Origin of the sequence: Draconibacterium mangrovi (assembly GCF_010586825.1) — a bacterium.
GTDB lineage: Bacteria > Bacteroidota > Bacteroidia > Bacteroidales > Prolixibacteraceae > Draconibacterium > Draconibacterium mangrovi.
Map to the genome: position 1 here is coordinate 111038 of NZ_JAAAGB010000004.1, position 14106 is coordinate 125143.

General features: G+C 39.7%; 17 protein-coding genes. 5 read left to right on the plus strand and 12 right to left on the minus strand.

The genetic code is table 11. The features are described from left to right. The first annotated feature begins 69 nt into the window (after positions 1-69). Complete coding sequence (locus G4420_RS12150; protein ID WP_163323912.1) at positions 70-756, plus strand: nitroreductase family protein; 687 nt, start codon at positions 70-72, stop codon at positions 754-756. Between the two features lie 70 nt (positions 757-826). Here G4420_RS12150 and G4420_RS12155 read toward each other — a convergent pair whose 3' ends face one another. From G4420_RS12155 to G4420_RS12200, 10 genes are all read right to left on the minus strand, one after another. Beyond that, positions 827-1459: an NAD(P)H-dependent oxidoreductase gene (locus G4420_RS12155; RefSeq protein ID WP_163323913.1), complete on the minus strand. Its 633-nt coding sequence runs from the start codon at positions 1457-1459 to the stop codon at positions 827-829. 31 nt (positions 1460-1490) lie between these two features. Further along, entirely contained in the window at positions 1491-1916 is a 426-nt protein-coding gene (locus G4420_RS12160) for a MarR family winged helix-turn-helix transcriptional regulator (RefSeq protein WP_163323914.1), read from the minus strand. A 316-nt stretch (positions 1917-2232) separates the two neighbouring features. After that, positions 2233-2643 carry a YciI family protein gene (locus G4420_RS12165; RefSeq protein ID WP_163323915.1) on the minus strand — a complete coding sequence of 137 codons (411 nt, stop codon included), beginning with the start codon at positions 2641-2643 and terminating at the stop codon, positions 2233-2235. A 28-nt stretch (positions 2644-2671) separates the two neighbouring features. Next, positions 2672-3211, minus strand: coding sequence for a peptide-methionine (S)-S-oxide reductase MsrA (msrA, locus tag G4420_RS12170; RefSeq protein ID WP_163323916.1), 540 nt, complete (start codon positions 3209-3211; stop codon positions 2672-2674). A 47-nt stretch (positions 3212-3258) separates the two neighbouring features. Further along, positions 3259-3555: a DUF6787 family protein gene (locus tag G4420_RS12175; protein ID WP_038560986.1), complete on the minus strand. Its 297-nt coding sequence runs from the start codon at positions 3553-3555 to the stop codon at positions 3259-3261. 54 nt (positions 3556-3609) lie between these two features. Continuing rightward, a complete protein-coding gene (locus G4420_RS12180; protein WP_163323917.1) occupies positions 3610-4185 on the minus strand; it encodes a hypothetical protein in 576 nt (191 codons plus the stop codon). A 93-nt stretch (positions 4186-4278) separates the two neighbouring features. Beyond that, complete coding sequence (locus tag G4420_RS12185) at positions 4279-5547, minus strand: metallophosphoesterase (protein WP_163323918.1); 1269 nt, start codon at positions 5545-5547, stop codon at positions 4279-4281. Positions 5548-5686: 139 nt separating this feature from the next. Next, positions 5687-6418: a 23S rRNA pseudouridine(2604) synthase RluF gene (gene rluF, locus G4420_RS12190; protein WP_163323919.1), complete on the minus strand. Its 732-nt coding sequence runs from the start codon at positions 6416-6418 to the stop codon at positions 5687-5689. 123 nt (positions 6419-6541) lie between these two features. Then, positions 6542-6985, minus strand: coding sequence for a DMT family transporter (locus G4420_RS12195; RefSeq protein ID WP_163323920.1), 444 nt, complete (start codon positions 6983-6985; stop codon positions 6542-6544). A gap of 41 nt (positions 6986-7026) precedes the next feature. Beyond that, positions 7027-7488: a GAF domain-containing protein gene (locus tag G4420_RS12200; RefSeq protein ID WP_163323921.1), complete on the minus strand. Its 462-nt coding sequence runs from the start codon at positions 7486-7488 to the stop codon at positions 7027-7029. Between the two features lie 80 nt (positions 7489-7568). Here G4420_RS12200 and G4420_RS12205 point away from each other — a divergent pair, with 80 nt between their 5' ends. From G4420_RS12205 to hutH, 3 genes are all read left to right on the plus strand, one after another. Then, positions 7569-7925 carry a DUF4870 domain-containing protein gene (locus tag G4420_RS12205; RefSeq protein ID WP_163323922.1) on the plus strand — a complete coding sequence of 119 codons (357 nt, stop codon included), beginning with the start codon at positions 7569-7571 and terminating at the stop codon, positions 7923-7925. A gap of 85 nt (positions 7926-8010) precedes the next feature. Beyond that, positions 8011-9372 carry a histidine--tRNA ligase gene (hisS, locus tag G4420_RS12210; RefSeq protein ID WP_163323923.1) on the plus strand — a complete coding sequence of 454 codons (1362 nt, stop codon included), beginning with the start codon at positions 8011-8013 and terminating at the stop codon, positions 9370-9372. Positions 9373-9602: 230 nt separating this feature from the next. Next, positions 9603-11105 carry a histidine ammonia-lyase gene (hutH, locus tag G4420_RS12215; RefSeq protein ID WP_163323924.1) on the plus strand — a complete coding sequence of 501 codons (1503 nt, stop codon included), beginning with the start codon at positions 9603-9605 and terminating at the stop codon, positions 11103-11105. A 57-nt stretch (positions 11106-11162) separates the two neighbouring features. Here hutH and G4420_RS12220 read toward each other — a convergent pair whose 3' ends face one another. Beyond that, on the minus strand, positions 11163-11684 hold the full coding sequence (locus G4420_RS12220; protein ID WP_246241619.1) for a thioredoxin family protein: 522 nt from the start codon (positions 11682-11684) through the stop codon (positions 11163-11165). 195 nt (positions 11685-11879) lie between these two features. Here G4420_RS12220 and G4420_RS12225 point away from each other — a divergent pair, with 195 nt between their 5' ends. Beyond that, positions 11880-12587, plus strand: a complete 708-nt coding sequence (locus tag G4420_RS12225; protein WP_163323925.1) for a NigD1/NigD2 family lipoprotein — start codon at positions 11880-11882, stop codon at positions 12585-12587. Positions 12588-12663: 76 nt separating this feature from the next. Here G4420_RS12225 and G4420_RS12230 read toward each other — a convergent pair whose 3' ends face one another. Next, positions 12664-14073 carry a S41 family peptidase gene (locus G4420_RS12230; RefSeq protein ID WP_163323926.1) on the minus strand — a complete coding sequence of 470 codons (1410 nt, stop codon included), beginning with the start codon at positions 14071-14073 and terminating at the stop codon, positions 12664-12666. Positions 14074-14106 lie beyond the last annotated feature (33 nt).

The window sequence follows — 14106 nt, forward strand, 5'->3', positions numbered from 1 at the left end:
AAGCCGAATTTTAAACGGATGATTTTGCTTATGGCTGTTTTGCTGAAATAACCTTTAAAATTTTAAACAATGAACAGAAGACACAGTTTAAAGGCCGGTGCTGCATTAGTTACCGGACTAACATTAATTCCCGTTGTAAAATCTGCCGGAGAAAATTTGGTTAGCCAGACCGAAGACTCATTTTGGGAGGTGATTAAAAAACGCCGCTCAGTACGTGCATTTAAATCCGATCCGGTACCGGAGGCTGACCTGAAAAAAATAGTAGATGCCGCACGAATGGCTCCTACAGCAGGAAACCAGCAGCCCTGGAAATTTCTGGTTGTTACCGACAAAAACAAAATTGAGGCATTAAAAGCTGCAAAACTGGAAGAAACAGAAGCCTATTTAAAAGAGGAGAAAAAGCTGGCAGGCGAAGAACTGAAGAATCAATTAAACGAGTACGACAAGCTGTTGACAAGCGGGTATCTGTCAGCACCGGCTTACATTGTAGTTCTAACGGATAATAACAGTCGATATCCGCAGTACAATCATTGGGATGGCCCACTGGCTGCCGGAAATTTAATGCTTGCTGCGCGAGCTCTTGGTTATGGAACGGTTCATATAACCGATTCGTTTTCGGAGGAGTTGACCCGCAAAGTATTTAATATCCCGGATAATTATACACGCGTATGTATTACACCTGTTGGCGTTCCCGTTGAATGGCCTGAAAAAGAAAAGCAGGCACTCGGAGATTTTATTGTTAGCAACAGTTTTTAATTCTTAAATAAAATATAAAAGCCTGTTCCAACATTCTGGATCAGGCTTTTTAATAGTATCTATCTTTTAATTAGAATTCCATTACAAATTCTTCTTTCGGATTACGTACTTTTTTCATTGACGCTAACCAGTCGCCATCATTATCGCGATATCCCAAAGGAAGCATCGTTACACTTTTTAATCCTTTTGATTTTAAATCAAGCAATTCATCCAGCTCTTCAGTCGTAAAACCTTCCATCGGAGTACAGTCTACTTTTTGCTCAGCGGCTTGTGCAATTGCCAATCCAAAGCCAATGTACGCCTGGCGTGCAGTATGGATAAAGTTTTCTTCAGCCGATTGAGGTAAGTAAGCTGCTTTTAGTTTGTCGGTGTAAGAGCCAAAACGCCCGCGTGGTAATCCGCGTTCATCGGTCGTTCTGTTGTAAATTTCATCAATTCGTTCTTCGGTATAACGATCCCAGGCTGCAAAAACCAACAGGTGCGAACATTCGGCAACAATTTCCTGTCCCCAGGCAATAGGAACGATTTTATCCTTCAATTCCTGATCGGTGATAACTATTACACGAAACTGTTGCAAACCGGAAGAAGTAGGAGCAAGGCGGGCTGCCTCAACAATTTTATCTACATCTTCCTGAGCTACTTTTTTTGTGGGGTCGTACTTTTTAGTGGCATATCTCCACTGTAAATTTTCTAATAATGACATTGTTTAATATTTTGACTTTAATAATGAAGCCCTATTTGGCTCTGTTTAATATTTTAACTACTAAATCCTTCAGCTGCATTAAATCTTCAGGCGTAATTCCCATTGCTTTTACAACTTTTTGCGGAACCTCTGCTGCTTTTGTTTGTAATTGTTTACCGCTCTCGGTAAGCGAGATCTCCACTACACGCTCATCCTTGGTGTTTCGTTTACGCGAGATCAAACCTTTTGCGGCCATCCGTTTTAATAATGGGGTGATTGTTCCGTTATCGAGATTGAGTTTATCACCAATTTCATTTACCTTTTGCGGTTCATTTTCCCACAAGACCATCATTACGAGGTATTGCGGATAGGTAAGATCGATCTCTTCAAGAATCGGACGATATACATTAACGATTTCGCGCGATAAGGCGTAAACCGGAAAACATACCTGACTCTTTAATTTTAACTCGTCATCCATTTATTAAAACTTTTGGTGTGCAAATATAGTGTAAAATAAAATCGCACACGATATAATAGCGAAAAATGCAATTGAGTTTAGAAAAGGTTAATATTTCATACCAATCAAGGGTTGAAAAAATTACCGTATAACTATGATTTTCTCCCTTTTTTACCTCGGTCCTGAAGGAAGAAAGGGAGAAAATCCTTGATCATCCTTTAGGATTTGAGGTAAAATCAAGGATTTTTGTACAATCTGTGATTCAACCCTTGATTCGCCTATTTCATGAATATTTCAGAAATATAAATGGGGGAGTGGTTTTTGAATTAATAGAGAATTATTTGATGACAGTACCTTTTGCACCCCACCAGTAAAAGGCTTCCATACTCAAGCGGCCTTTCTTTACTGCCGGATCTTCACCTTCCAATTTTAACGCTTCATCAACGGTTTCAACATCAAAGATCAGTAAACCTCGATGATCGCCACCTTGCTCGAAAGGACCTGCCACCACTAACTTTCCCTGCTCGGCAAGACTATTCAAATGCGCCATATGCTGCGCCTGAATTTGAGCTGCCTCAGTAGAATCCTGACTGGTACTGGTGCCTTTGTTCAGCAACATAAAAACATAACGTTTCATGGTGTAGGTGGTATCGCCTTCAGTGTAGGAGAATTCGCGTTGATCTTGCGCTGAAACAGCAAAGCTAAGGGCAAAAGTGAAAAGGAAAAATGTAAAAACAATTCTTTTCATACGTGACAATTTGATGAAACGCTCTTAATTATTTCAGTTGGTCTTTAAAGATCTTTTTGAATTTCTCCAGTTTCGGAGCTACCACAAACTGGCAATAACCTTGCGTTTTGTTGCGTGCATAATAGTTGATATGGTAATCTTCGGCAATATAAAATTGGTCGAATTCGCTAACTTCGGTTACGATTGGATTACTGTAAACCTCTTCTTTTTCAAAAAGATCGATAACGCGCTCGGCCACTTCTTTTTGTTCTTCGTTATGATAGAATATTGCAGAACGGTATTGCGGACCAACATCGTTACCTTGTCTGTTCAACGTTGTTGGGTCGTGTGTCATAAAAAACACTTCCAGAATTTCGGAATAGCTCACCACTTCCGGATCGAAAGTTATTTGCACTACTTCGGCGTGGCCGGTTGTTCCGTCGCAAACCTGCTTATAGGTTGGGTTTTTTACATGGCCTCCGCTGTACCCCGGTTTTACATCAGTAACTCCTTTTAACTCCAGGTAAATGGCTTCGGTACACCAAAAACATCCTCCGCCAAGTGTGGCTTTTTGCAAATCTTTACTCATGCCGCTGTTTGAATAAATTAATAATGTGAATATAAGTGCCAGTGTCCTCATTTCTTTTTGGGTATAAATCGTGAAAAGGTTTTTTTCTCAAACTCCCAGGCAAAGCGAAATTGCCCAAAAACAGATGCAATCAGTAAAAATAGCACCTGGTAAGCCGGAACTACGGTTACGATATACAGAGGTACTTTTATCCAAAGGCTGGTTGCTTCGGTTATACCCACCAAATCGAAAACTCCTTTGCGCACATAAAGCGCGGCACTTCCGGTAATTGAAAATACAAACAGAATAATTAAAACCTGGAAATTACTGTTCAGGTTCCATTTCTTTTTTAGTCGCTCAAACATTATCTCACTTTTGCTACTATTAACAAAAGAATAGAATGTATGTTTTGTGTTAATTTAAATAATATGGGTTTGAAAGATGATGTAACCGTAGATGGCAAATCGTAAAAAGCGGAACAGGGCATATTTCAGGTAGCGTTTTGATGGGTAACCGGCCGAACCAACCAGCAAACTTATTGCAGCCCACGGCAGCGGAGTAAGCGCCGCAACAATAATCAGAAACAAACCATATTTTTTTAGCAACGGCCATTGTTCTTTCAGCAGTGTGTTTCTGAAACGTTTAAGCCCATCGCGTTTGTAGAAAAAGCGACCAATAAGAAATGTGAGGTAGCCCATAAAATAGGAAACCGTAGCAAAGAAAGCCAGGTTTATGAAATAATGCGCAATGGTATCTTTGTTGATGGCCCAAATCATAAAAAGTTCGGGAGGAATAATCCCAAAGAAAAATTCGGAGAAACAATACACCATATAAACCAATAGGGGTTGGGCGTATATTTTATCCATCCAGGCATCGGGAGTGCGCGATATTACAAATTCTTTAAAAAGAAAGTAGGCACCCAAAATTATGAGTAACCAGACAAATCCTTTCAATCCATTTTTAATCAGAAATTGTATTCGCGGACTTAGATTCATAGCTGATTTCGTTTGCACGGCAATTTACAAAATAAAAGACATGTTAGCCGCCAAAACTATGCCAATGTAAGCGAATGGGAAGAAGATTTTTTCTTAAGTTAATTCTACCACGGTAATCTCGGGAGGCATGCCAATTCTGCCCGGAAACCCAATATATCCAAAGCCACGATTTACGTACAAAAATTGTTTTTTCTCGCGGTACAAACCTCCCCAGCGCGGGTATTTATATTGAACCGGGCTCCACTTAATTCCGGCACGTTCAATTCCAAACTGCATACCGTGGGTGTGCCCGGCAAATGTGAGGTCGATATCGGTGGATTCTAACACTTCAGCATCCCAGTGCGAAGGATCATGACTCATTAAAATTTTGAATGGCTGGCCTTGCGCTTCTATGGAAGCTTTTTGCAAATCGCCATGTTGAGGGAACGGTGGTTTGCCCCAGTTTTCAACACCAATCAGTGCAATTTCTTCGCCGTTAATGCTTAAAGTTTCTGTTTCATTCAGCAATAAGCGGAAGCCAATTTTCTGATGGAATTTTTTGATGGCAGCCAGGTTCTTTTCCTTGGCAGCCGCCGATTCCCATTCCGAATAATCACCGTAATCGTGATTTCCAAGCACCGAGTATTTACCGATTTTGGCTTTCAATTGCGATAAAACAGGTGCCCAACCATCGGTTTCTTCGGCAAAATTATTTACAAGATCACCCGTAAATAGAAGAATGTCAGGCTCTTGTTCGTTAATTAGCTCAACAGCTTTTGCTACGTGGTCGAATTTTTTGTTAAAGCTTCCCAGGTGCATGTCTGATATCTGTACGATTTTTAATCCTTTAAATGATTTTGGCAAATTGTTGAAGGTCAAATTTTCGCGCATCACGCGGTAATTAAATTTCCCTTTTGTAACTCCATAAAGAATCGACGCAAACGGAACGGCTGCCAAAACCAACCCCATTTGATATAAAAACTCTGCTCTCTCCATTTTCCTTCCCGAATTATTTTGTGATAGATCCTTTTTTCTTTTTCCTTTAATCCAGTTGAAAATCTTCTGAAAAATCAACTGTATATCTTTTAATAATACAAATACAATAAACACGAACTTCGGGAAATAGAACAATGCAAATGCTGCTACCAGGTAGCCGGCATAAATGTATGCTTCGGATTGTTTTACATGTTTTATCCCGAACATAAAAAGGCAAAATCCGCCAAACACAAGAACTGAAATTGCCCAGAACAAAATGCTTAAGGATTGTTTTATGAATTTATTTCTGAGTTTTGCGAGCAGCGGTTTTATGCCACGGTAGGTGTAAAAATCTACCAATAGCATAAAAATAAAAAGTGGTATTAATAAGAAAATACTCGCTCTCATACAATTACCTCATCGTTTAACTCGTTGCAAATAAACACTTTTATTATTAAAATGTTTTTGATTGAGCGACCAAATTAATCACAAAAAAACTTAAATTTTACAACAAAATATTATGCTTGATAGGAGACCGGAACCTGTCTTAATCTTCAGAGGCTTCTTCTGTTTTGCTTGAGTTGGCGACTAGGCTATTAATTTCATTTAGTTCGTCCGGTGTAAAATGACGGTATTCTCCCCGTTTTAAATTCCCGAGTTCGATATTCATTATTCGTACACGTTTCAGCCGGGTAACTTCGTAGCCCAAATGCGTGCACATTCTCCGGATTTGCCGGTTCAGTCCCTGCGTAAGAACAATTTTGAACGTAAAATCGTTGATGCGTTCCACCCGGCATTTTTTTGTAACGGTATCAAGTATCGGAACGCCATTGCTCATTTGCAGGATAAATGCTTTTGTAATTTTCCGGTTTACGTTAACAATGTATTCTTTCTCATGATTATTTCCGGCACGAAGAATTTTGTTTACAATGTCACCGTCGTTGGTCATAAAAATCAGTCCTTCGCTGGGTTTGTCCAATCGACCAATGGGAAAGATACGCTCGGGGAAATTGATATAATCAACGATGTTATCCTTTTTGCTGGTGTCGGTGGTGCAGGTAATTCCAACCGGTTTATGAAAAGCCAGGTAAATATTCGGAACTTCTTTTGTGATTAGTTGTCCATCCACTTCAATTCGATCATCTGAAGTAACCTGAACACCCAATCCGGCCACTTCTCCATTTACTTTTACCTTCCCGCTTTCAATAAGCCGGTCGGCTTCGCGCCGCGAGCAAAATCCGGTTTCCGAAATGGCTTTATTTAATCGTTTGCTTTCCATCCGGGTGCAAAAGTAGGAAATAAATAATTAGTGCCGGGTGATTACTTTTAGTGCAGTTTAATTCTAATGAATCCGAATATCTGGATTCGAACCAGTTGAATACCTTTTACAAGGGTGTATCTGTTAATATTTTTGGATAAGGAAAATGCCAAAGGCTAATAAAACAATTCCTCCGGTTTTACCCATTGAAACGGGGTGCTGGGCTAAACCGAAAAAACCAAAATGATCAATAACAGAAGCTGCAATGAGCTGCCCGGCAATAGACGCCGCCAAAACGGTGGTGACGCCAATCTTTGGGATGAAAAAGATAACCGACGACACAAAAATTGCTCCCAGCAAACCGCCGGCAAATACATACCATGGAGCCGTATTTAAATGTCCCCAGTTTGGAACTTCTGTTTTGAAAATGAAATTTAATGCGAGAAGTGCCAGAAAACCCACAAAAAAACTTATTAAAGCTCCTTGCATCGGGTGTTTTAGATAGGTAGTTAGTTGGGTATTAATACTTCCCTGAATTGCCAGTAAAAAGCCAATTAGCAAAACAATTGTTGTATATATTAATTTCATAATAAAACTAAAATTAAACCTGGTATTGCAGAATGATAAGATTAGCTCCAAATTAATTCCAGAATTTTTTCCAGCCAATGCGCATCAACTTCAGTAAACGCAGCTTTTTCTGAGCTGTCGATATCCAAAACACCAAATATTCCGCCGGCTTTATTTTTAAGTGGAACTACTATTTCTGAATTCGAGCGGGCATCACATGCTATATGGTCAGGGAAAGCGTGTACATCTTCAACAACAACCGTTTCTTTTCGGTTAAAGGCGGCCCAACATACTCCTTTATTTTTTTCCAGTATCTGGCAGGCAACCGGCCCCTGGTACGAGTTAACGGTCATTTCACCATCTTCAATCAGGTAGTAACCCGTCCAGAAAAAGTAATCCATTTTATGGTGCAAAACGGCAATTATGGTTGCCATACGCGCCTGCGTGTTGTTACTTTTTAGTACCAGTTCGCTCAGTTGTTTGTAGATCCTTCCGTATCGGCCTTCTTTTTTTCGGTCTTCCATTTTTATATTAATTCTGCCTTTTGAATTGTTGCACGAATTAACAAAAAATCGTTAGTTTAGTTGATCTAAAAACTAAAAAAATGCACCGAATAATCGAAGATCCGAACGAACGCCAGTGGGGAATGTTAGTTCACATTGCCGCTTTGGCCACTTTTATTTTACCTGTTGCCGGAAATATAATTGGCCCGCTTATTATTTATTTAATGAAAAAAGACGAGTATGAATTTGTTAACGAACAAGGCAAGGAAGTACTTAATTTTCAGATCACCTGGTCGATCATATTTTTTATTTCAATCATTCTTGTCATTGTAGGAATTGGTGTTTTAATGCTGGTTGGATTCGGAATAGCCTGGCTGGTTTTGGTTATTGTGGCTTCGGTATCGGCAAGTAACGGAACGCCTTATAAATACCCTTTTACCATCCGTTTTTTGCAATAATATTAATTGTTGGTTCATTCCTTTTCGCATCTCTGTTTGTTTAGACAGAAATTCTTACTTTTGCAGCCTCATAAAATTTAAAACGATGGCACAGAAACCTTCGATTCCAAAAGGCACCCGCGATTTTTCACCGTCAGAAATGGTGAGAAGAAATTATATTTTCAATACGATTAAAGATGTATTTCGTTTGTACGGATTTCAACCCATTGAAACACCGGCAATGGAAAACCTTTCAACATTGATGGGTAAATATGGTGAAGAAGGCGATAAGCTGTTGTTTAAAATTTTGAATTCGGGTGATTTTATTTCGAAAGTTCCGCAGGAAATGTTGGACGAGAAAAACTCGAATAAGCTTACCACAAAACTTTCGGAAAAAGGATTGCGTTACGACTTAACTGTGCCATTTGCACGTTACGTCGTGCAATACCGAAACGATATAGCTTTCCCGTTTAAACGTTACCAGATTCAGCCGGTTTGGCGTGCCGACCGACCTCAGAAAGGACGTTATCGCGAGTTTTACCAGTGCGATGTTGATGTGATTGGCAGCAACAGTTTACTGAATGAAGTGGAGTTGGTACAAATTATCGATGAGGTTTTCCAACGATTGGGAATCAATACAACGGTAAAAATCAACAACCGTAAAATTCTGGCCGGAATTGCCGAAGCCATTGGTGAAGCCGACCGAATGGTGGATATTACTGTTGCTATCGATAAGCTGGATAAAATTGGTTTGGAAAAGGTGAATGCTGAAATGCTGGACAAAGGAATTTCGCAGGATGCCGTTGATAAACTTCAACCGATTTTAAAACTGGAAGGAAATACCGTTGAAAAACTGGCGCAGATTGAAACAGTTATTGGTGGAACCGAAATTGGTGCCAAGGGAATTGCCGAAATGCGTACCATGTTTGCTTATCTTGAAAACATTGAGTTAAATACAACCGTAGAACTTGACCTGACTTTAGCGCGCGGATTAAATTATTACACCGGTGCAATTTTCGAGGTAAAATCAAACGATGTACAAATTGGAAGCATTTGTGGTGGTGGCCGTTACGACGACCTGACCGGAATTTTTGGTATGCCCGATGTTTCGGGTGTTGGCGTATCGTTTGGTGCTGAGCGTATATACGATGTTTTGGTTCAGTTGGATGCTTTCCCGGAAGAGTCGCTGGAAACTACAAAAGCATTGTTTGTGAACTTCGGAGAGAAGGAAGAAGCTTACTGTTTACCGGTTTTGGCTCAGTTGCGTAAAAATGGTATCAATGCCGAGATTTTCCCCGAAAGTGCCAAAATGAAAAAGCAAATGACGTATGCCAACCGCAAAGAAATTGCATATGTAATTCTGGCCGGCGATAATGAAATAGCTGCTCAAAAGTTCACGCTTAAAAATATGGAAACGGGAGAGCAGCAATTGGTTGACACACAAGAACTGATAAATATCCTTAAATAGATGCTTCGTTTGTACGATATTGCTCCAAAATAAGTGGAGCAATGATTGCATCGGTTTCAAATAGACTTGTAAAAACACTTGGTGGAGATGTACGTTTCCCGTGATTAACGTGCCCTAATTATGCCAAACAGTTGGCAGATGAATTGGATATTTCAATGTATCCATAATCTACAAATCATCAATTTAACAGTTTTTCAATTTTGCAATTTCACCATTTTACAGTTTAAATCATGGCAAACGGTATATTTGAAATAACACCCAAAAACCTCACATTCGATATTATCCAGGATATTCTTGAAAACAATGTAAAGCTCAAACTTTCAGAAATATCGGTACAACTCATTCATAAAAGCAAAAGATACCTCGACAATAAACTGGAAAGAGCAGATAAGCCTCTTTACGGAATTAATACCGGTTTTGGCGCCTTGTGCGATATTGAAATTTCGAAAGACAGCTTAAGTAAATTGCAGGAAAATCTGGTGGTTTCGCACGCCTGTAATATTGGCCCCGAAATACCGGCCGATATTGTGAAACTGATGTTATTGCTAAAAGTACATGCGCTTTCAAAAGGAAACTCGGCGGTGCAACTGATAACAGTACAACGAATTCTTGACCTCTTTAACAACGATGTTTTACCGGTAGTTTGCGAGCAGGGATCGCTTGGTGCCAGCGGAGATTTGGCGCCTCTGGCAAAACTGTTTTTACCGCTGTTGGGCTTGGGCGAAGTTAATTTTGATGGAAAAAAACAACAGGCTGGTAAAGTGATTGAAAAATTGGGGTGGGAGCCCATAAAACTGGAAGCCAAGGAGGGACTTGCCTTGCTGAATGGAACACAGTTTATGAGTGCACACGCCGTTTATACCTTATTGAAGACTTTCCGAATTATCGATCAGGGAGATATTATTGGAGCACTTTCGCTGGATGCTTTTGACGGATTGATCGAACCGTTTTCAGAAAACATTCAACGTATTCGTCCACACAAAGGACAGGCCGAAACCGCAAAAAATTTCAGGAATGTTTTGACCGGTAGCGAAATGCAGGCCAAACCAAAAGCTCACATTCAGGATCCATATTCTTTCCGCTGTATTCCGCAGGTTCACGGAGCAGTTAAAGATGCTGTGAATTATGTAGCTACGGTTATTGAAACCGAAATTAACTCGGTAACGGATAATCCAACGGTTTTCCCGGATGAGGACCTGATTATATCCGGAGGCAATTTCCATGGCGAGCCGCTTGCCTTATCACTCGATTTTCTTGCAATGGCAATGAGTGAGCTGGGCAGTATATCGGAGCGCAGAACTTACCGCCTGATTTCTGGCGAACGCGGATTACCCGAGTTTTTGGTAGCTAATCCTGGATTAAATTCAGGGTTTATGATTCCGCAATATGCTGCAGCATCGATTGTTAGCCAGAATAAACAACTTTGTACGCCTTGTGTGGTGGATTCTATTCCATCGTCGAACGAGCAGGAAGACCACGTAAGTATGGGGGGAAATGCAGCAACAAAAACCTTAAAAGTGGTTTTGAATACCGAGAAGATTCTGGCAATTGAGTTGTACAACGCGGCTCAGGCAATGGATTTTCGCCGGCCAATAAAATCGTCGCCGTTTATCGAACGTTTTATTAAAGAATACCGAAAAATGGTAAGTTTTGTAGAGGAAGACATCGTGATGTACGAAGCTATTAATCTCACCATCGATTTCTTAAATACGACAAAATTCGATCGTTTATAAACAAAAAAGGCTGTCTGAAAATTTTCAGACAGCCTTTTTTGTTTCACACCTTATATATTAAAGTGCTTCGTTGCTTTGTTGCTTGTTAAGCAATATTGTGTTGATATTTTGTGTAAACATCTTTTTGGTGTCTTCTTTGGTGCGTGCAATACCCGAAGCCATTGTTGGTCTTCCTTCCATTGGAATATAAAGGAAAGCTGGTATACTTTTTACGCCAAACACAGCTGCAAGTTCACGCTCAACTTGTGTATCAATTTTGTATACAATTACTTCTTCCGAAAATTCTGCTGCCACTTCTTCCAAAATAGGAGCTGCAGTCCGGCAGGGTCCGCACCAGTCGGCATAGAAATCGATCAAAGCCGGTTTTTCACCTTTGTATTTCCATTCTTTCGGAGAACTTTCATAATCCCATACTTTTTCCAAAAACATGGCTTTGGTTAACATGGTAGTGGCTTTTCCTGCCTCCGAAACTGATTTTGTTGATGTTTCGCTATCGTTGCTTTCCGCTTTTGCCGTGCACGAACTGTACCCAAACAACAAAAAAGCAACCATCATAAGTGTAATAAATCTTGTTTTCATTTTATTCTGTTTTTACTATAATCAACCTGAAAGAACAAAAATTTGTTCAAATATATACAAATATATAGATATATAAATGACAAAAGCTATGCCAAATTTGTCTTTATAAAACTACAACATATTTTAACTTCTCAACGCAACCTTTCTTCTTTTACTTTCGTCTATCAGCTGTGATTAAATTAATTTAAAAGAGTGATGAAAAAATTAGCATTTGGAATTTTAATGGCATTACTGGTAGCTTTTACCAGCTGTTTAGATGACGACGATGGTTATTCGTTGGGCAATTATTGGATTGGGTTTGGAATTTATAAAGGAGATGATGCCGGAGCAGTTAGTTTGGTAATGGACAACGGTTCTGTTTTGATTCCTGTCGCTGCGTCAAGCCCTGGTTGGTCTTCTCATTTTTCTGATGGCGACCGAGTTTTGGTGAACTATACCATTTTAGATGATGATGATACCAGCAGTGCGGTAGAACGTTACCTTGTAAAGGTAAATGATATCAGCGATGTTTTGATGAAAGGAATTATGGACATTACTGAAGAGATTGAAGACAGTATTGGTAACGATCCGATAATTGTTCAAGATGCCTGGATTTCGGATAGTTTGCTGAATTTTAGGTTGAAATACTGGGGATACAATAAAACCCACTTTTTAAACCTGGTAAAAGAACCGGGAGAATTAACTGCCGACGATCAGCCTTTTCAGCTGGAGTTGAGACACAATGCAAACGACGATCAGGAGTCGATTCCTTATACCGCTTATGTATCGTTTAGTTTGAATAGTTTGCGCGTGGATGGTCTTGATTCGATTCGTTTTGAAGTGATTGCAACCGATTATGATGGTGTTGCTTATCAAGACAGTGGCGTGTTTAATTATAGCAATCTGGAGTTACCCACACCATAAAAAATTAAACAGTGTAAAACATAAAAGGTGCTCGTTTTGAGCACCTTTTTTGTTTATAATGAACCTCATTATTCGTTTATTCAGGTCGTTCAATCTGTTCAATCAGCATTTCTCGTTTATTGTCGTCGAAACGAGAAAAACCACGATCAAATATTTGGTACCCGAAATTAACTTTCGGAGCACTTTTCATCGCCACAATAGGTGTACCTGTGATATCCTCGATGGCAGCTTTAAACAACGGATCGTTTTTATCTCCAAGCGGGAATGTTGCGAATAAGTCGTCTTCAACCGGAATGTCGGGAGCAAAACCATTTTTAAAATCAGTAACGCCCGCTGCATTTGCATAACGTAAAACAATGGGTTGAAGTCCCCAGTTGCTTATGTCTTCACTATAAGATTCGCTGTAATAATCCTCTGGTTTCAAGGTGATTGATGCCGTATATTTTCCGTAGGTAGTATCTCCAACAGTTATTACCTCATTCATGTATGCTCTCAATCCGGTTATTGTTAGTTCAGACGCTGAGGCAGTGCCCGATCCGGTGAGAAAATAAACATTGTTCAATCCCATCTTTACAGGAACCTGATTGTTAAAATACACTTCAACCTGGCTCATAATCTGTCTGTCTATAAAATAATCCTGGTACTTATTATTCCATTTAAAAGTAACGAGGATACTGTTTTCGTTAACAATATTAACAGGAGCAATACACGAGCATAAATGTTGGGCCGCTGCAATGGATCCGCCCGGATTATAGCGAAGATCAACTACAAGATCTGTAGCTCCCAGATTTACCAGATTTGAAAAAGCATTGTCAAGTGCGCTGTTAAAGTCCGGAATGTATTGAGCATAAAAAATATAGCCAATCTTTCTTCCATCATGTTCTACAATATTGGTAGTTAATACCGGATTAAGCGTTAATACCGACGATGTCAGGCTAAGCGTAGTATCGTGAGCAATTCCCTCCTGGGTTAATACCCCTAGTGTAATATTCATATTGTCGCTATATAACAGGTCAGTGTAGTTGGCGTCCGTAATATCAGCATTGTTCATCATCACAATTAAATCGCCACGTTCTATTCCGGCTGCAGAAGCTGGTGTTTCCGGGTAAACAAACTCAACAATAGCAAAAATGTTACCGGTGTTCGAGAAACGTCCAAATGCCAGCGACCAGCCGTATGTTTTTTCTGTACCTTCAAAACTGGCTTCAAGTGCATCAACATCATCTGTAATGTATGACCACTTGTCATCTGTATAAAGCAGTTTCTCGAAATAGGCTTTTGAATCGGTTTCGTAGTTGTAGTCAATATCGGGCAATTTATCGTACCAGAAATAAACATCATTCATTGCCTCGTAAATGAATTTGTTTACCTTTTTTGTATATTCCGATGCCTCCGGCCCTTCGGGAGTCGGATCATCTTTTGAGCAGGCTGTAAAAACAGCCACAGCTACAAATAACAGTAATGTTGTTTTTGCTAAATTTTTCATAATGTATTCTCTTACGTCCATAATTTCTTTACA

Coding starts and splice junctions, on each gene's coding strand:
- G4420_RS12150 (WP_163323912.1), top strand. CDS start 70: ATGAACAGAAGACACAGTTTAAAGGCCGGTGCTGCATTAGTTACCGGA.
- G4420_RS12155 (WP_163323913.1), bottom strand. CDS start 1,459: ATGTCATTATTAGAAAATTTACAGTGGAGATATGCCACTAAAAAGTAC.
- G4420_RS12160 (WP_163323914.1), bottom strand. CDS start 1,916: ATGGATGACGAGTTAAAATTAAAGAGTCAGGTATGTTTTCCGGTTTAC.
- G4420_RS12165 (WP_163323915.1), bottom strand. CDS start 2,643: ATGAAAAGAATTGTTTTTACATTTTTCCTTTTCACTTTTGCCCTTAGC.
- msrA (WP_163323916.1), bottom strand. CDS start 3,211: ATGAGTAAAGATTTGCAAAAAGCCACACTTGGCGGAGGATGTTTTTGG.
- G4420_RS12175 (WP_038560986.1), bottom strand. CDS start 3,555: ATGTTTGAGCGACTAAAAAAGAAATGGAACCTGAACAGTAATTTCCAG.
- G4420_RS12180 (WP_163323917.1), bottom strand. CDS start 4,185: ATGAATCTAAGTCCGCGAATACAATTTCTGATTAAAAATGGATTGAAA.
- G4420_RS12185 (WP_163323918.1), bottom strand. CDS start 5,547: ATGAGAGCGAGTATTTTCTTATTAATACCACTTTTTATTTTTATGCTA.
- rluF (WP_163323919.1), bottom strand. CDS start 6,418: ATGGAAAGCAAACGATTAAATAAAGCCATTTCGGAAACCGGATTTTGC.
- G4420_RS12195 (WP_163323920.1), bottom strand. CDS start 6,985: ATGAAATTAATATATACAACAATTGTTTTGCTAATTGGCTTTTTACTG.
- G4420_RS12200 (WP_163323921.1), bottom strand. CDS start 7,488: ATGGAAGACCGAAAAAAAGAAGGCCGATACGGAAGGATCTACAAACAA.
- G4420_RS12205 (WP_163323922.1), top strand. CDS start 7,569: ATGCACCGAATAATCGAAGATCCGAACGAACGCCAGTGGGGAATGTTA.
- hisS (WP_163323923.1), top strand. CDS start 8,011: ATGGCACAGAAACCTTCGATTCCAAAAGGCACCCGCGATTTTTCACCG.
- hutH (WP_163323924.1), top strand. CDS start 9,603: ATGGCAAACGGTATATTTGAAATAACACCCAAAAACCTCACATTCGAT.
- G4420_RS12220 (WP_246241619.1), bottom strand. CDS start 11,684: ATGAAAACAAGATTTATTACACTTATGATGGTTGCTTTTTTGTTGTTT.
- G4420_RS12225 (WP_163323925.1), top strand. CDS start 11,880: ATGAAAAAATTAGCATTTGGAATTTTAATGGCATTACTGGTAGCTTTT.
- G4420_RS12230 (WP_163323926.1), bottom strand. CDS start 14,073: ATGAAAAATTTAGCAAAAACAACATTACTGTTATTTGTAGCTGTGGCT.